Raw genomic sequence first — 16,286 nt, forward strand, 5'->3', positions numbered from 1 at the left:
GGCATTTTCCTTTTGTGCGTGTCCGTGAGTGGTTGGTGCGTGTTCGTGTATGTTTTTGGCTCCCCGCCCGCCGGTTCGGGAACCCGGCCCGCCAGCAGCCCCCTCAGAACCGCGCCTTCGCCCCCAGCAGCCATTGCCGTCCCGGCCCGATATTGACCAGGCCGTCGGTGCGCTTGCCGGTCTCGATGGTGCGGTCGGTCAGGTTCTCCACCGTGGCGAACAGGTGGACGGCGTCGGTGATGTCATAGCCGACATAGGCGTCGCCGGTGACATAGGGGGCCAGGGTGCGGGTGTTGCGGCTGTCCTCGAAGGATTCGCCCACGGCCCGCACCTGGAGCCGCAGCACCAGCGGGTCCAGGGGCTGCCATTCCGCCTCCGCCGTGCCCTGGTGCTTGGGCGCCTGGCCCAGCCGGTTGCCCTCCAGGGCCGCGAAGCCCTGCGCCCGCTCGATCTCGCTGTCGCTGTAGAGATACGATAGGCGGAAGCGCAGATCGTCTCGCGCGGCCCAGTCCAGCTCCGCCTCGATGCCGTTGGCCACCACCCGGTCCAGTCCGCGCCGCTGCGCCAGGCTGCCGCCCGCGGGCACGAACACGCCGGTGGCGGCGTTCAGGCCCGGTGTCTCTTGCAGCACCACATTGTCCACGGCGTTCTCCAGCCGCGCGTGGAAGTAGGTGGCGGACAGTTCCAAGCCCGGAACGGGGCTGAAGCGCACGCCCGCCTCCCCGCCCGTCAGCCGCTCCGGCCCCAGGTTGGGGTTGGCCTCCGTGATGTCGTTGCCCACGCGGAAGGGGCGGTACAGCTCGTTCAGGGTGGGCAGGCGGAAGCCGGTATAGAAGGCGGCCCGCAGGCCCACCTGCTCCGTCGCCTGCCAGTCCACGCCCGCCCGGCCGTTCAGCACCCGGCCGGACTTGGTCTCGAACCGGTCGTTGCGCACTACGGCGCCATTGTCCAGGTTCACCTCCCGCCGGATGCCGTCGTCATTCTCCCACCAGTCGAAGCGCAGGCCCCCGGTCACGGTCAGGGTGGGGGCGGGGGTCCAGGCATGCTCCACGAAGAGGCCCGCCACCTCTTGCTCCCCGCCGGCGGCGCGGTCGCGGCGATAGGCGCCGTTGGTGAAGGTGAAGAACTCCCGCGTCTCCCCGTCCGTCAGGCGGATGTCGGCGCCCACATCCGTCTCATGGTCCGGGAATGGCTTGAAGCCCACCTGGAACACGGCGCCATAGGCGGTGGCCGGCACCTCATACTGGTCCAGGGACGGGGTTTCCCCGGTGCGGGTGGCGTTGACGCCGGAAAAGGTGCTGTCGAAGGTCCAGTCGCGGGCATAGACCACCGCCTCCCACGACACCGCCCCCTGGCCCACCAGGCGCAGGCTGCCCTCCAGCGCCTCCGTGGCGTTCTCGGTATAGGGGGTGCCGTTGCCCCGGTGCTCCCGGAAGCCGCTCAGCTTCGCCGTGGCGGTGACGGTGCCCAGCTCCAGGCTGGCCGTGCCGTCGATGTTGTAGGCTTCGGCGTCCGCGTCGATGTCGATGGGGCCGCGCCGGTCCTTGCGCACCAGGGGCACGCCGTCCGTCTGGAAGGCGCTGGCGGTCAGGCCCAGCCGGAACGGGCCTGCCTTGCCGCCCACGCTGCCCAGGCCCTGGAAGGTGCCGTCGCTGCCGCCCGCCACCTCCCCATAAAGCCCGTCGGTGGCCCGCGTCTCGATCCGGATGGTGCCGGCCAGGGCCGCGTTGCCCCAGGGGCCGGCGCCGCCGCCGCGGGTGATCACCACCCGCTCCGTGCTGGCGGTGGGCAGCCGCGCCCAATAGACCCAGCCGCCGAACGGGTCGTTCACCGGCACCCCGTCCACCAGCACCAGGGTGCGCCCCGCCCCGTTGGGGCCCAGGCCGCGCAAGCTCACGCCCTGGGTCGTCGGGTTGGCGGTGCGGCTGCCGCTGCGGCGGAACAGGCTGAAGCCGGGCACGGCGCGCAAGGCCTCGTCCAGCCGCCGCTCCGGGGCGGTGTCCAGGAACTCCGGCCCCAGCACGGTGGGACCATAGGCCCGCTCATAGGCCGGCACGCCGGACCGGCGGCCGATCACCACCACCTCCTCCGTCCGTTGGCTGCCGGCGGTGGTCTGGGCCCCGGCGGGCGATGCCACGGGCAGGGCGGCCACCAACGCGGTGCCCAGCAGCAACAGGCCGCGCCCCCGGACAGGTTGACGGATGCCGGCGGCGGCGGGAGAAGGGGGCGGAGTGCGCATCTGGTTTTTCTTCTTCTGCGGGACCGGCGGGGGCGACGTGGCGGCGACGGGCAACGGCGGGGCGGGGCAGGGGCTGTTGGGTTCCCGGCTGGGCTGGGGCGCCTTCATGCTGGCCTGGGCGGCCCTGCTGGGCGCCAGCTACATCCGTGACCTTTTGACCTTCACATTGGAAGCTGGAAAAGAGGCCAATCCCGTCCCGTTCTGGCACTATGCAACCTGGGAAGCCACCAGCCGTGTCGGCTGGATCATCGCCTTCCCCCTGATGCTCCTCGCCTTTTCCCGGCTGCGCCCGGCGCGGGTGGGCTGGCCCAGGGCCGTGGCCGGGCATGCCCTGGCCCTGGTGGCCGCCAGCCTGCTGCACGTCTCGGCCATGGTGGGGCTGCGGGCGCTGCTGCACGCCGCGGCGGGGCAAGGATACGGCCCCTTCCCCCTGCGACCCGCCCACGAGTTCCAGAAGGACGTGCTGGCCTATGCCGTCGCCCTGGGCATGGCCTGGCTGATGGCCCGCGCCTTCCCCGCCCGGCCGGCGCCGGTGGAACAGCCCGTGCCCGCCCCGGCGCCCGACCCCGTCCCGGCCGCGGACCTGGTCTTCCCCATCCGCGAACGCTGGGGCAGCAAGGACGTGCCGGCCAGCACGGTGCTGCGGGCGGAGGCCGCCGGCAACCATGTGGAGCTGACCACCGCCGAGGGCCGCTACCTGCACCGCACCACCCTGCTGAAGCTGGAGCAGGAGCTGGGCCCCCTGGGCTTCGTCCGCGTCCACCGCGGCCATCTGCTGAACCGCGCCGCCGTCATCGCCGTGCAGCCCGCCCCCGGCGGCGACGCCCTGGCCATCCTGTCCAACGGCGACGAGGTGCCCGTCAGCCGCCACTACCGCGCCGCCCTGGGCGAGGGCGCCGGGGTGGGATGAGGGGCCGGACAGCACAGTTTCGAATTCGAAAGTGCTGCACATCCCCACCCGCATCCCTCCCCCTTGTGCCGTGCAATGGCGGGGAGGGGCGCGGGCCCCTATGGTCGGGGCACCATGGATCCCGTGAATCTCCTCTTCCTCGTCCCCGCCGCGCTCCTGGCCGGATTCGTCGATGCCGTCGCCGGCGGCGGCGGGCTGGTGACCGTGCCGGCCCTGCTGGCCACCGGCATCCCCCCGGCCCAGGCCCTGGCCACCAACAAGCTGCAAGGCAGCTTCGGGACGCTGATGTCCACCTGGACGTTCTGGAAGGCCGGGCAGATCGACATCCGGTCCATGCTGTTCCCGGTGGTCTGCGTGCTGGTGGGGGCCGCGGCGGGCACGGTGGCGGTGCAGGTGATCGACGCCAGCCTGATCTCCGCCGTCATCCCGTTCCTGCTGGTGGCCATCGCGCTGTATTTCCTGCTCAGCCCGCGGGCGGGCGACCTGGAGGCGCAGGCGCGGGTGTCCCTGCCGGTGTTCGGGCTGACCGTGGGCATCGCGGTGGGCTTCTATGACGGGTTCTTCGGGCCCGGCACCGGCAGCTTCTTCGCCATCGGCTGCGTGGCCCTGCTGGGCATGCCCATGCGCAAGGCCACGGCCAACACCAAGCTTCTGAACTTCACCAGCAACGTGGTCAGCCTCGCGGTCTTCGCGTTGGGCGGCCAGATCATCTGGTGGGTGGGCCTCGCCATGGCGGTGGGGCAGGTGACCGGCAGCTTCATCGGCAGCCACGCCGCCCTGCGCTTCGGGGCCAAGCTGGTGCGGCCCCTGCTGGTGGTGGTGTGCCTGGCCATGACGGTGCGGCTGGTGGCGAACCCGCAGCACCCCGTCTATGGTTGGGTTTCCGGTCTCTTCTCGGGGTAATCATCCCATGCTCGACTTTTCCGACTCCCAGATCGAGCGTTACGCCCGCCACATCATGCTGAAGGAAGTGGGCGGGGAGGGGCAGTCACGGCTGCTGCGGTCCTCCGTCCTGGTGGTCGGCGCCGGGGGGCTGGGGGCGCCCTTGCTGCTGTACCTGGCCGCGGCCGGGGTGGGGCGGATCGGGGTGGTGGACCATGACGTGGTGGACCTCTCCAACCTCCAGCGCCAGGTGGTGCATGACACGGGCAGCATCGGCCAGCCCAAGGTGGACAGCGCCGCCGCCCGGCTGAAGGCCATCAACCCCGACGTGGTGGTGGAGACGCACCGCGAGCGGCTGACCAAGGCCAACGTGCTCGACCTGCTGGCCAAGTACGACGTGGTGGCCGACGGCACCGACAACTTCGCCACCCGGTTCCTCCTGAACGATTCCTGCTTCCTGGCCGGCAAGCCGCTGGTCAGCGCGGCCATGCTGCGCTTCGACGGGCAGCTCAGCACCTTCAAGGCGCACCTTGGCCATCCGCACCCCTGCTACCGCTGCATCTTCCGCGAACCCCCGCCCCCCGGCATGATCCCGAGCTGTTCGGAGGGGGGCGTGCTGGGCGCCCTTGCCGGCACCATGGGCAGCCTGCAGTCGGTGGAGGTGCTGAAGGAGCTGCTGGGCATCGGCGACAGCCTGTCCGGCCGGCTGCTGATGTATTCGGCGCTGGAGACCAGCTTCCGCACGGTGAAGGTCCGGCGCGACCCGGATTGCCCCCTGTGCGGGGAACATCCGACATACCGGGACCTTTCACACCACGCCTGATTACCAGAAGCGGAGTAGGGGCATGCCCGACGGCACCCAGGGACTGGCGGCCATCATCCAGTCCGGCGGCTATGACAAGGTGCATTACGCCCTGGCCCTGGCCAGCGCCGCCGCCGCCACCGGCCGACCGGTGACCCTGTTCTTCACCGGCCGCGCCCTGCCGGCCCTGTTGCAGGGCGACGGCTGGAAGCTGCTGGACTTTTCCGACGACTGCACCAGCCCGGAGGCGCGCGACGCCACCCTGGCCCGCCGCGGCGTCGCCACCTTCCCCGAACTGCTGGAAGCCTGCGCCGAGCTGGGCGTGCGTTTCATGGCCTGTGAGATGGGCTGGCGGGCGCTGAACCTGCGCGACCCGGTCACCAACCCGGCCCTGGCGGTGGAGACGTCCGGCCTGGTCACCCTGCTGGGCATGGTCCAGCCGGGGCACCAGCTGGTCTTCATCTGAACCGGCAGCCTCAGTCCAACGGCCCCCGGTAGTCCGGGTGGACATAGTGCAGCAGCAGGGTGGTGGACCGGTCCCCCTCCGGCAGCCGCGGCCGGGAATGGGGCAGGCGCCGGCCGCGGAAGACCACCCCGTCACCCAGGCGGCACCGCAGCTCCACGGGCGCCGTGTCCGGCCCGGGGCGGATGCGCAACGGCCAGGGCACCGGGCCGTCGGGCCGGGGCCGGTGGTCGATGTGGAGGCTCAGCGTGTACTCGCAGGGCGGGCGGTCCAGGTGTTCGTCCAGGGCCGACGCCGCCCGATAGGCCGACAGGAAGGCATAGCTCGGCACCAGCGGCCGGCCGGCCAGGGCCTCCGCCGCCGGGCGGAACAGGTGCAGGAACAGGGTCCCCACCGGGTCGCCATGATAGGTGTCCCGGTCCGCCGCCTTGGCGGAATGCTCCGTCAGTCCGGCGGCCACCAGCGCGTCGGCATAGGCCTGCCAAGCAGCCAGGTGGGCCGGCGGTAACAGGCCGGGGACCAGCACGAAGCCCTGGGCCGCCAGCGCCTCCCGGCCCCCGCCGGTCACGGATGGCGCGGCGCCCCCACCGGCACGGCCAGGCCTTCCCGCAGCAGGGTCGCCGCCACGTCGGGCGGGACGGGGGTGGGGATTTGGGTGTCAAGGGATCGCAGGGCGGCGCGGCAGGCCGGGTCCGGCCACCAGGGCAGCACCGGGCCGCCCGGCCGCTGGTGCCACAGCGGTTCCCCCCGGACAGGACGCAGCGCCAGGGCAGCGACACATGCGGGGCCGGGCACAGGCTGCCCGTGGCCAGCAGCGGGACCGGTTCACCACCCTCCGCCGCCCCCGCCGCCAGCGGCACGCGGAAGCCGGGCAGGCCGTCCAGTTCCGTGTCCAGCAGGGCCAGGCCCTGCCGGATCAGCAGGGGCAACGCCTGGGGCGGCAGGCCCGTGGGTTCCACCCGGCCGGCGGCCAGCCGGTCCAGGATCGCCTCCCCCCAGTCGCGGGACAGGCCGCCGGGGCCGAACCTCGTCTCGATCCGCATGCCGCCGCGCCGGGCGGCCTTCAGCAGCAGGCTGCCGTCAGGCTGTTCACGGGCGGACAGGAACGGGTTCAACACCAGTGTCGCGGTCGCCATGGCCCGGACCCCCGGAAAGGGACGGATGGCGCCAAGTATAACAGCAAATCCTGAAACAACGGGCCTGCGCGGATGGCACCCCGCCGGGCGCGGCGGGGGCCATCCGTCACGGGGGGTCAGGCCGCCAGGCCTCGCTCCAAGAAGGTGGCAAGGCGCCTACTGAAAGCGGCAGGGTCGCTCACCGCCTCGCCTTCCACGATGCGGGCCTGGTCCAGCAACAGCCAGGCGGCTTCCTCCAGGCCCGGCTTGGCACCCTCATTGGCGGCGGTGGCCGCCAGGCGCTTGATCAGCGGGTGGGTGGGGTTCAGTTCCAGGATGCGCTTGGACGGGCCGGCGCCCAACTGCTTGTGCTGGGCCAGCAGCCGCTCCAGGTGCATGTCCAGGTCGCCGTCGTCCGCCACCAGGCAGACGGGGCTTTCCGTCAGCCGGTCGGACACGCGCACATCCTTCACCTGGTCGCCCAGGGTCAGCTTGCAGAAGGCCAGCAGGCTGGACAGCTCGCCCTCCGGCGGGGTGTCCTTCTTCTCCGGCTCCTCGCCCTGGATCTTGGCCAGGTCGGCCCCGCCGCGGGTGACGGACTTGAAGGCCTTGCCCTTGTACTCCCGGACCGAGCCGACCCAGAACTCATCCACCGGGTCGGTCAGCAGCAGCACCTCGACACCCTTGGCGCGGTAACCCTCCAGTTGGGGGCTCTTCTCCAGGGCGGCGCGGTCGTCGCCGGCGATGTAGTAGATGGCCTCCTGCCCCTCCTTCATCCGGCCCAGCACCGTCTCCAGGCTGACCAGGGCGCCGTCGCTGGCGGTGGTGCGCACCCGCAGCAGCTTCAGCAGGTCATCCCGGTGGGCATAGTCCTCGTACAGCCCCTCCTTCAGCACGGGGCCGAAGGCGTCCCAGAAGGTGGCAAAGTCGGCAGCGCTCTCCGCATCCTCCGCCTTCTTGACCAAATCGCCCAGCACGCGCTTGACGATGCCGGCCCGCAGCTTGGACAGGACCGGGTTGTTCTGCAGCATCTCGCGGCTGACGTTCAGCGGCAGGTCCTCGCTGTCCACCACGCCGCGCAGGAAGCGCAGCCAGGACGGGACCAGCCCCTCCGCCTCATCGGTGATGAACACCCGGCGGACATACAGCTTCACCCGGTGGCGGCGCTTCGGGTCGAACAGGTCGAAGGGCCGCTCCTTGGGCACGTACAGCAGGCCCGTGTACTCGATCACCCCCTCGGCCCGCCAATGCAGGGTCAGCCAGGGGTCGTCGAAGCCGTGGCCCACATGGTGGTAGAATTCCTTGTACTGCTCCGCCGTGATCTCGCTTTTCGGGCGGGTCCACAGGGCGGACGCGGCATTGACCGACTCCGCGTCGTCCGCCTTGCCCAGCAGGATGGGCACGGCGATGTGGTCGGAATAGGTCTTCACGATCTGGCGGAGGCGGTAATCCTCCAGGTATTCCCCGGCATCCTCGCGCAGGTGCATGACGATGCGGGTGCCGCGGCTGGGCGCGTCCTCATCCGCCGCCTCTGCCACGGTGAAGCTGCCGCGGCCGTCGCTTTCCCACTTCCAGGCCTGCGCCTCGCCGGCCTTGCGGCTGAACACCTCCACCCGCTCCGCCACCATGAAGGCGGAATAGAAGCCGACGCCGAACTGGCCGATCAGGCTCACATCCTTCTTGGCGTCGCCGGTCAGGCTGTTCAGGAAGGCGCCGGTGCCGCTGCGGGCGATGGTGCCCAGATTCTCCACCAGCTCGTCCCGGGACATGCCGATGCCGTTGTCCCAGACGGTCAGGGTCTTGGCATCCTTGTCGGGGACCAGGCGGATGCGGAAGCCGCTGTCGTCGCCCAGCAGGGCCCCATCCGTCAGGGCCGCATAGCGCAGGCGGTCACAGGCGTCCGAGGCGTTGGAGATGAGTTCCCGCAGGAACACCTCCTTCTCGGAGTAGAGGCTGTGCGCCACGATGTCGAGCAGGCGGCTGACCTCGGCCTGGAAACTGAGCCGCTCCTCAGTCATGTCTTGTTCCCTCACCCTTGTCATAAGTCGGCGTGGTTGGGCCGGCCCCCGCCCCTGGGGATGGGCGCGGGGAACCGGTGCCGACGATATGGGCAAAGGCCGGGAAAGACGCAAGCGGCAGGATGGGGGCGACGCGGGCGTCCCACCGTCACGATGCTGGAACTGCCCCCTCTCCCCCTGAGTGAGGGGGAACAAGGTGCCGCCCTGACCTTATCCCAGTACCGATGGGACCCGGTCAGGGGCCGCGCGTACTACGCGTTGGCCTGCTCGCGGTCGTCCTCGCCCTGGCCGGCGTCGTCGCCGCCGTCATCCTGGCCGTCCTCGCCGTCATAGCCGTTGCCGTTGGGCTGGCCATAGGCGCCGTGGCCGTTCTCCCGGCCCTGCGGGCGCTGGCGGCCTTCCTGCTCGTTGATCTGCAGGATGATGCGGTAATAGTGCTCCGCATGCTGCAGGTAGTTCTCCGCCGCCACGCGGTCGCCGGAGGCCTGCGCGTCCCGGGCCAGGGCCTGGTACTTGTCGTAGATCTGGAAGGCGTTGCCGCGGATGCGCACATCCGGGCCGTTGCTGTCATAGTTCTGGTGGCGCAGCGGCACGTTGGACCGCCGGTTGCCGCCACCGTTGTTGTTGTTCTGGTTGCCGCCGTTCGGGTTGTTGTTGCCACGGCCGCGCGAGCGCCTGGAGTTCGGTCCCTGTCTCATTCCGCTTGCTTCTTGCCCAGTGAAAGTCTGCCCCTGGCCCTTGCCGCCAGCCCGGTCCCGTCCGCCCCTGGCGGCGACCCCCGTCCCGGACTGGCCAGCCACCGCTGGCATAGGTCGGGAAAACGGTCATCCATAGGGTCGGGCGGTGGGTTGCCCTGGCGGGGCGGGTCACCCCTGGCATGGTCGCCGACGACGGTGGGATGCCCAAGGCGCGGCACCCACACGGCCCCAACCGGCAACGGCCGTGGTACGGGCGGCCCCGAAACGGGGGGGCCACCGGACGGGCCGCGCCCCACGCGACAGCCCCGTTCCGTACCGGACCCTAGCCCTTGCCGCCCTTCATTCCAACAGCTTTTTTGCAGGCCCGCCCCTTTGCCCCGGCACCCGGCGGCCGCAAAATGCCCTGGCCATCGGCTCCCTCAGGCGCCGGGCGCCGGCAGTCGCCGGCCTTTAGCGGCATAAGCCCTCGTCTCACGCCGCTGGCACGACGCCCAACGTGACCCGGTCGCGGCCACCCAGGTCGTCCACCGTCTCCACCCCCGACAGGCCGGCCTGCCGCAACAACGCGGCCACCGCCGGCCCCTGGCCCAGGCCATGCTCCAACGCCGCCAACCCGCCGGGCACCAGCAGGCGGGGCAACTCCGCGGACAGGTGGCGGTAAGGGTCCAGCCCGTCCGCCCCGCCGGCCAGGGCGCGGCGCGGCTCATGCCGGGCCACCTCGGGCTGGAGGGTGTCGATCTCCCCATCGGGGATGTAGGGCGGGTTGGAGACGACGATGTCGAACCCCCGCCCGCCAGGGCGTCCGCCCAGCTCCCGACCACGAACCGGGCCCGGTCGCCCGCGCCGTTGAGCTGGGCGTTGCGCGCCGCCGTGGCCGCCGCCCCGGGGCTCAGGTCCACGCCCAGGCCGGTGGCCCGGGGGTATTCCGACAGCAGGGCCAGCAGGATGGCGCCGGTGCCGGTGCCCAGGTCCAGGATGCGCCAGGGCCGCCCCCGGTCCGGCCGCCGCTTCAGCACCGCGTCCACTACCGTCTCCGTATCGGCCCGCGGGATCAGCGTGTCGGGGGACAGCAGCAACTCCAGCCCCCAGAACTCCCAACTTCCCAGGATGCGCTGCAACGGCTCCCGCGCGGCGCGCCGGTCCAGCAGCGCCTGGAACCGGGCGGCCCGGCCGGGCTCGACCGCCTCCCCCCGCGCCGCCGCTGGGCCAGCCGCGGGATGCCCAGCGCATGCTCCGCCAGGTAGGCCGCGTCCAGCCCCGGGCTGTCGATGCCCGCGGCCTCCAGCCGGGCGGCGGCGGCGGAGAGGAGGTCGGAAAGGGTCGGCACGCTCATGCAGGGCCCTGATGTCACCCCGGGCTTGACCCGGGGCCCTTGGGAAAGCCGCGGTGCCAAGGGGCGGCAGCGGGTTTCAGGAAGGGGTTGTCGGCGACCTCCCTACCACGGCCGCTTGGGCGGGGCCAGGGTGGGGGTGCTGCTGTCCGGGCCCGCTGCCGCGCCAGTGCATCTAGGTGGCGAACCCTCGAATCCACCAAAATCCGTCATCCCCGCGGAAGCGGGGACCCAGGAGTCCCAAGCGCAACCTCCCCGCCAAACCGCTGCCCCCGCGAACCATGCCGTCGATCCCGTGACCCTGGGTCCCCGCTTTCGCGGGGATGACGGGAGAAGCATAGGAACAGGGGTAGGGCCAAACTCCCCCTACAATCCCCAATCCTGCAACGCCATCACCCCGCCAACCGCTGCAACACCGCGAACGGGTTGTCCGGGTCCACCGGTGCCGCCTTCCGTTCCTCCTGCCTGCGTTGCTGGCGCTTGGCGCGGCCGGAGCGGGCCCAGGGGCCGGGTTGGCCATCCTCCGTGGGCGGGCGCTGCTTCCAGCCCAGCACCTCCAGCACGCCCGCCAGCTCTTCCGTGGAGCAGCCGAGCAGGGAGGTCAGGTCCGCCACGCTGGCGATGGGGCCGGCAGCACCCCGGGTGGCCAGTTCCTTTTCCAGCCGGTCCAGCATGTCCACCCGGATGGCCCGGGGGCCGACGCGGGGGTAGCCCACCGCCTCCAGCAACCCGTTGGGCCCCGCGGCGGGGATGGAGACGCGGCCGGGCGGGGGAACCGGGGCCGGCAGGGCATGGCCGTGCTTCACCGCCCACAGCAGGGCGCGCAAGGACACCGCCTTGGGCTTGGACAACTGCGGCAGGAAGACGTGGCTGAAGCCCAGTCTGATGCCCAGCTTGGCCAAGTCCCGCCGCTGTTCCCGGGTCAGGGTGCGGATCAGCGGGTCCAGCGGGGGCCGGGGCAGGGCGCCCAGCCCCTCCGCCACCTGGAAGGCGATGCCGCGGCCGGGGCCCGTCAGGTCCGCCGTCTCCAGCCGCACCAGCGGGGCCAGGTTGCGGGTGATGTGGGCCCGCAGCCAGGCGGTCAGCCGGGCGCGTACCCGCTCCCGCTGGCTGCTGTCCAGCAGCTCGTCATGCAGCGGCTTCACCTGGGGTTCCAGCACCAGGGCGCCGGGCACCAGCCGGCCGGCGGGCGCCCCCTCCCAGGTAAGGATAGCGTGGTCGTCCAGGGCGAAGGCCTCGTCGCCGGCCTGTTCCAGCCGGGTGACCCGGTTGCCGACCTCGTCCTTCAGGGCCCGGCGGGCGGCGGTCATCAGGGCGCGCTGGTCGTCCGGCGCCACCTCCGCGTCCAGGGTGAAGCGCAGCCCGTCCATCCGGCCGACGGCATGGCCCTCCACCAGCACGGCCCCGTCCCCGGCCACGGCGCCCAGCAGGTCCCGCCCGTCCCGCAGGGATTTCACCAACCCGGCGGACCGCTTGTCCACGAAGCGCTGGGTCAGCCGCTCATGCAGCATGTCGGACAGCCGGTCCTCGATGGCGCGCGTCTTCTCCTGCCATTCCCGCGGCTTGGCCAGCCAGTCGGCCCGGTGGCTGACATAGGTCCAGGTGCGCACATGGGCGATGCGGGCCACCAGCGCGTCGATGTCCCCCTCCGTCCGGTCCAGCCGGTCCACCTGCCCCGCCACCCAATCGTCGGGCAGGCGGCCCGCCGGGGACATCAGGTGCCGGTAGATCTGGCCCAGCAGGCGGGTGTGCTGGTCGGACATGACCTTGCGGAAGTCCGGCACCTGGCAGACCTCCCACAACAGCCGCAGGTCGGACTGGCGGCGGACCAGCTTGGCGACCTCCTCCTCCTTGGACAGGGCCAGCAGGGCCTGCTGGTCGTCCGCCTCCCGCGCCCGGATCAGCACCGGCGAGGGCGGCCGCTCGTCCAGGGAGCGCAGCAGGTTGGGCAGGCTGCGGAAGTCCAAATCGCTGTTGCGGTAGAAGAAGGCCGTCTGCGGCGGGAAGGTGTGGCTCTCCACCGCCTCGACGGTCTCCTCATCCAGGGGCGCGCAGTCCCAGGTGGTGCCGAAGGTGCCGTCGGACAAATGCCGCCCGGCGCGGCCGGCGATCTGCGCCACCTCCGGCGCCCGCAGCCGGCGGGGGCTGTGGCCGTCGAACTTGTTCAGCCGGGCGAACCAGACATGGTCCACGTCCATGTTCAGGCCCATGCCGATGGCGTCGGTGGCCACCAGGTAATCCACGTCCCCCGCCTGGTACATGGCCACCTGGGCGTTGCGGGTGCGGGGGCTCAAGGCGCCCATCACCACGGCGGTGCCGCCGCGGGACCGGCGCACCATCTCCGCCAACTGGTAGACCTCCGTCACGCTGAAGGCGACGATGGCGCTGCGCGGGGGCAGGCGGGTCAGCTTCTTGTGCCCGGCATAGGACAGGTTGGAAAAGCGGGGGCGGCTGATCACCTCCACCCCCCGCACCAGCTTCTGGATCAGGGGGCGGGCGGTGTCGCTGCCCAGGAACATGGTCTCCGCCCCGCCGCGGGCGTGCAGCAGCCGGTCGGTGAAGATGTGCCCCCGCTCCGGGTCGGCGCAGAGCTGGATCTCATCCACGCACAGGAACTCCACCGGCCGGTCCAGGGGCATGGACTCCACCGTGCAGATCCAATAGCGCGGGGTGGCGGGGATGATCTTCTCCTCGCCCGTCACCAGGGCCACCGCGGCGGCACCCTTGGCCTTCACCACCTTGTCATAGTTCTCCCGCGCCAGCAGGCGCAGGGGGAAGCCGACCATGCCGGTGCGGTGCGCCAGCATGCGCTCCATCGCCAGATAGGTCTTGCCGGTGTTGGTAGGCCCCAGCACCGCGATGACCCGGCCGCCGGGGCTGCCCGCCCCCGGCCCCGGGGCAGGCCGGGGCGTCTGGGCGGAATCAAGCTTGCTCATGGCCCTCATCCTTGGGCGTTGCGGCACGTGAATGCAAGGGCGCGGGCCCGGTTTCGTTCCGGCGGCCTGTCGGATCATCCCGATGGCCCCACCGGGGAAGGCATCATTCCGGTTGCGCGACGACACAGTCCTGCCCGGCCATAGTTCTGCCATGGGGGCCCGCGATGATGGGGGCGAGATGGTCCATCACCCGAAGGCCTGCCCCATGCGTGTCCGCCCGATCGCGACATCCGCCCTGGTCGCCCTGCTGCTGGCGCCCCTGCCCGCCCTGGCGCAGGACACCTCGACCGAGGGGGCGGCGCGGCTGAAATCCATGGTGGAGCGGCGGCTGGCGGAAATGGCCCGCGGCGGCCCGGATGAGCTGCGGCTGGACGGGGTGCCCCCCGTGCAGGTCCGCCCGGCGGGGGAGACCTACCTGCTCAGCGTGCCCGGCCTGCGGGTGCTGCTGCCCGGCGGCTGGCTGGTGGAGGCCAGCGTGGTGGAGGCGGTGGTGACCCCCCAGGATGGCGGCGGCTTCGCCGTGGAGGCGACGGTGCCGCGGACCCTGGCCGTGTTCGGCGAACAGGGTTTCCGCGCCGGGGAGGTGACGGTGGGCAGCCAGCAGCTCCGCGGCCGGCTGACGGCGGACCTGTCCACCCTGGACGCGCTGGACGCCCGTTATGGCAACCTGGTCTTCACCCCGCGCACGGGGCAGGGCACCAGCCGCCTCGGCTCCTTCGCCGCCACGCTGGTGCCCCAGGGGGACGAACCCGGCAAGTGGAGCGGCCCCGCCACCCTGTCCATCGCCGACCTGTCCGCCCGGGGCATGGACGGCATGGAATGGCTGGCCCTGAAGCGGCTCCAGGCCACGGTGCAGGTGGCCGGGCTGGACACGGCCAAATACGCCCTGTGGAACGCCGCCCTGGCCCGCCGGGCCGCGGCGGATGACGACAAGGACGGGCTGTCGGCACCAGAGGCGGCGGCCCTGCAACCGGGCGTGCCCGCCCTGGACGGGCTGCTGTCCCGGCTGGACGCCAACCTGGAGGTCTCGGGCTTCCGCCAGGTGGGCGAGGCCGGCAAGCGGCTGGCCGTCGCCGACGGCACCTGGTCGCTCCAGGCCGCCGGGCTGAACGCCGACCGGGCCCGGGTGGCCTTCGCCTGGAAGCACAAGGGCCTGGCCGCCAGCGGGCCGGACGTGCAGCCGGGCTTGGTGCCCGCCACGGGGGAGGGGCGCCTGACCGCCACCGGCCTGCCGCCGGGGCCGCTGCTGGACGCCTTCGCCCAGCGCTTGGCCGACACCGCGGCCCTGGGGGACCGGGCGGCCGGTGCCGCCTTCCGCGACCGGGCGGTGGCCGCCCTGGGGCGGGCCGGTGCCCAGGTGACCCTGGACAAGCTGGCCCTGGACAGCGCGGAGGCCGGGCTGGACGGCAGCGGCACGCTGCGCTTCGACGCCGCGGCACCCCGCGGGCTGGTGGGGGCCATGTCGCTGCTGCTGCGGGGGATGGACGGGCTGGTCGCCCGGGTCAGCGCCGCCGGCAACCCGGCCAACCCCGGCCCCACCCTGGCGCTCTATGCCCTGCAAGGCCTGGCCAAGGTGGAAACCGACGCCTCCGGCCGGCCCCAGCACGCCTACCGCCTGGACATCCAACCCGACGGCCGCATCCTGCTGAACGGCAACGACGCGACGGCCCTGGTGACGGGGCTGATGAGCCTGGGGCGGTGAGATCGGGGCTGGGTTGGGAATTTGGACACGGACGACACGGACAAGGCCACGGACGGACACGGACAAGGAAAGGTGCCTGCGGCACCAGAACGATCTTTCACTGTGGGAGAGCACACCCTCTTCCCGGAAGGCACGGGCCACCAGCGCCGAAGGCGCAAGATGTTTGTCCGTGTATGTCCCTGTCCTTGTCCGTGCCGTCCGTGTTGACGGCCCCACGCTGTCGGACAGGGAAAACCTCACCCCACCCCGACCGTGTCCCCACCGCCACCGTGCCGCCTTCCACCACCCGGGCGTAGACGCCGCAGACCACGTGGCTGAAACCTGACGACAGGGCCTTCAGCAGGTTCATGTCCCGCTCGCCGGTGGCGGGGTTGACCTCCGTCGCGGCGCAGCGGGTGATGGTCTGGAAGACCTCCAGCACCGTGCCGCCGACGGTCAGGCGCTTGCCCACCCAGGCGTTCTCCGCCCAGGGCTCAAGCCCGTCCAGCAGCAGGTTGCCGCGGAAGCGCACCGGGTCCACGGGGGCCTTGGTCACCCGCTCGATGTCCTTGGCGCTGGCCAGGTTGATCAGGGACACGGCCTTGTCCGGGATGTCGGTGAAGGCGTGGCCGGGGCTTTCCGCCAGCTTGTAGGGGCCGGGGGCGGACGTGCCCGCCATGTAGGCGGACAGGAACTGGTCGATCAGCAGGCGGCCCGTCTGGGTATCGATCTTGCCGCGGGCCACGCGTTTGCCGGCGCGGCGCAGCTCCAGCATGCAGGTGGCGGGGTCGAACACCGCCTCCAGCGTGGCCAGCTTCTCATCCCGCATCAGGGTCAGGAAGTTGGACTTGGGCTTCCAGGCCGGTTCCGTCGGGTCGAAGGTGGTGGCCCGGTGCAGGATGGCGAAGCGCCGGTCATGGGGCAGCGTCTCCCCCGGCGACAGGGTCACGGCCTGCAGGGGCTGGGCCGACAAGCCCTTGACGGGGAAGTAGTGGATGGTGGCGATGCGGGCGGTCATGATGCAACCATGTTGCGCCGCAAGGACGGGATGTCAACCGCGGTCGGCCGAACCGTTCGCGATCACGCACGATCCCCGCCCTGGATCCGTTCCCCGCAAGCTGGAAACGGATCTAGCCTTTCGTTTTCCTCACTCGCCGGCGCCGCATCCGCGGCTTGGCTTACGCGGCCACGAGGCCGCGCGGCGGCAGCCGC

General features: G+C 71.7%; 13 protein-coding genes and 1 pseudogene. 5 read left to right on the top strand and 9 right to left on the bottom strand.

From position 1 onward, the window contains the following. Positions 1–103 precede the first annotated feature (103 nt). Positions 104–2,239, bottom strand: a complete 2,136-nt coding sequence (locus HHL28_RS17255) for a TonB-dependent receptor plug domain-containing protein (protein WP_169655571.1) — start codon at positions 2,237–2,239, stop codon at positions 104–106. On the opposite strand from HHL28_RS17255, the gene HHL28_RS17260 reads away from it, so the two are divergent. The 4 genes from HHL28_RS17260 to HHL28_RS17275 all read left to right on the top strand — a co-directional run bounded on the left by HHL28_RS17260 (position 2,232) and on the right by HHL28_RS17275 (position 5,299). Then, positions 2,232–3,149: a LytTR family DNA-binding domain-containing protein gene (locus HHL28_RS17260; protein ID WP_075772043.1), complete on the top strand. Its 918-nt coding sequence runs from the start codon at positions 2,232–2,234 to the stop codon at positions 3,147–3,149. The two genes, HHL28_RS17255 and HHL28_RS17260, sit on opposite strands and share 8 nt — an antisense overlap. A gap of 114 nt (positions 3,150–3,263) precedes the next feature. Next, positions 3,264–4,052 carry a TSUP family transporter gene (locus HHL28_RS17265; protein ID WP_075772042.1) on the top strand — a complete coding sequence of 263 codons (789 nt, stop codon included), beginning with the start codon at positions 3,264–3,266 and terminating at the stop codon, positions 4,050–4,052. A gap of 7 nt (positions 4,053–4,059) precedes the next feature. Continuing rightward, complete coding sequence (locus HHL28_RS17270; RefSeq protein ID WP_075772041.1) at positions 4,060–4,854, top strand: HesA/MoeB/ThiF family protein; 795 nt, start codon at positions 4,060–4,062, stop codon at positions 4,852–4,854. A gap of 22 nt (positions 4,855–4,876) precedes the next feature. Beyond that, positions 4,877–5,299, top strand: a complete 423-nt coding sequence (locus HHL28_RS17275) for a DsrE family protein (protein WP_075772040.1) — start codon at positions 4,877–4,879, stop codon at positions 5,297–5,299. Between the two features lie 10 nt (positions 5,300–5,309). On the opposite strand, the gene HHL28_RS17280 is transcribed toward HHL28_RS17275, so the two are convergent. The 7 genes and pseudogenes from HHL28_RS17280 to HHL28_RS17305 all read right to left on the bottom strand — a co-directional run bounded on the left by HHL28_RS17280 (position 5,310) and on the right by HHL28_RS17305 (position 13,393). After that, complete coding sequence (locus HHL28_RS17280; protein WP_169655573.1) at positions 5,310–5,864, bottom strand: hypothetical protein; 555 nt, start codon at positions 5,862–5,864, stop codon at positions 5,310–5,312. Then, on the bottom strand, positions 5,861–6,007 hold the full coding sequence (locus tag HHL28_RS17285) for a hypothetical protein (protein ID WP_169655575.1): 147 nt from the start codon (positions 6,005–6,007) through the stop codon (positions 5,861–5,863). The genes HHL28_RS17280 and HHL28_RS17285 overlap by 4 nt, the downstream gene beginning before the upstream one ends. A gap of 541 nt (positions 6,008–6,548) precedes the next feature. Further along, a complete protein-coding gene (gene htpG, locus HHL28_RS17290) occupies positions 6,549–8,429 on the bottom strand; it encodes a molecular chaperone HtpG (RefSeq protein WP_075772038.1) in 1,881 nt (626 codons plus the stop codon). A 251-nt stretch (positions 8,430–8,680) separates the two neighbouring features. Further along, a complete protein-coding gene (locus HHL28_RS17295) occupies positions 8,681–9,127 on the bottom strand; it encodes a DUF4167 domain-containing protein (RefSeq protein WP_075772037.1) in 447 nt (148 codons plus the stop codon). A 471-nt stretch (positions 9,128–9,598) separates the two neighbouring features. Further along, complete coding sequence (locus HHL28_RS19010; RefSeq protein ID WP_404326982.1) at positions 9,599–9,844, bottom strand: class I SAM-dependent methyltransferase; 246 nt, start codon at positions 9,842–9,844, stop codon at positions 9,599–9,601. Between the two features lie 143 nt (positions 9,845–9,987). After that, a pseudogene (locus HHL28_RS19015) lies at positions 9,988–10,460 on the bottom strand (N5-glutamine methyltransferase family protein); the annotation flags it as partial. Positions 10,461–10,849: 389 nt separating this feature from the next. After that, positions 10,850–13,393 (bottom strand): helicase-related protein, encoded by a 2,544-nt coding sequence (locus HHL28_RS17305; RefSeq protein WP_083699242.1) that lies wholly within the window; start codon positions 13,391–13,393, stop codon positions 10,850–10,852. A 205-nt stretch (positions 13,394–13,598) separates the two neighbouring features. On the opposite strand from HHL28_RS17305, the gene HHL28_RS17310 reads away from it, so the two are divergent. Beyond that, the gene (locus HHL28_RS17310) at positions 13,599–15,095 is read left to right on the top strand and encodes a hypothetical protein (RefSeq protein ID WP_169655577.1); all 1,497 of its coding nucleotides are present in this window, start codon (positions 13,599–13,601) and stop codon (positions 15,093–15,095) included. A 97-nt stretch (positions 15,096–15,192) separates the two neighbouring features. On the opposite strand, the gene HHL28_RS17315 is transcribed toward HHL28_RS17310, so the two are convergent. Then, complete coding sequence (locus HHL28_RS17315) at positions 15,193–16,092, bottom strand: MOSC domain-containing protein (protein WP_169655579.1); 900 nt, start codon at positions 16,090–16,092, stop codon at positions 15,193–15,195. Between the last annotated feature and the right edge of the window lie 194 nt (positions 16,093–16,286).

Source organism: Aerophototrophica crusticola (assembly GCF_012913305.1).
Taxonomy (GTDB): domain Bacteria; phylum Pseudomonadota; class Alphaproteobacteria; order Azospirillales; family Azospirillaceae; genus Niveispirillum; species Niveispirillum crusticola.

What these genes read in the sequence shown, in the direction of transcription:
- HHL28_RS17255 (WP_169655571.1), bottom strand. Translation starts at nt 2,239, where the DNA reads ATGCGCACTCCGCCCCCTTCTCCCGCCGCCGCCGGCATCCGTCAACCT.
- HHL28_RS17265 (WP_075772042.1), top strand. Translation starts at nt 3,264, where the DNA reads ATGGATCCCGTGAATCTCCTCTTCCTCGTCCCCGCCGCGCTCCTGGCC.
- HHL28_RS17270 (WP_075772041.1), top strand. Translation starts at nt 4,060, where the DNA reads ATGCTCGACTTTTCCGACTCCCAGATCGAGCGTTACGCCCGCCACATC.
- HHL28_RS17275 (WP_075772040.1), top strand. Translation starts at nt 4,877, where the DNA reads ATGCCCGACGGCACCCAGGGACTGGCGGCCATCATCCAGTCCGGCGGC.
- htpG (WP_075772038.1), bottom strand. Translation starts at nt 8,429, where the DNA reads ATGACTGAGGAGCGGCTCAGTTTCCAGGCCGAGGTCAGCCGCCTGCTC.
- HHL28_RS17295 (WP_075772037.1), bottom strand. Translation starts at nt 9,127, where the DNA reads ATGAGACAGGGACCGAACTCCAGGCGCTCGCGCGGCCGTGGCAACAAC.
- HHL28_RS17305 (WP_083699242.1), bottom strand. Translation starts at nt 13,393, where the DNA reads ATGAGCAAGCTTGATTCCGCCCAGACGCCCCGGCCTGCCCCGGGGCCG.
- HHL28_RS17310 (WP_169655577.1), top strand. Translation starts at nt 13,599, where the DNA reads ATGCGTGTCCGCCCGATCGCGACATCCGCCCTGGTCGCCCTGCTGCTG.
- HHL28_RS17315 (WP_169655579.1), bottom strand. Translation starts at nt 16,092, where the DNA reads ATGACCGCCCGCATCGCCACCATCCACTACTTCCCCGTCAAGGGCTTG.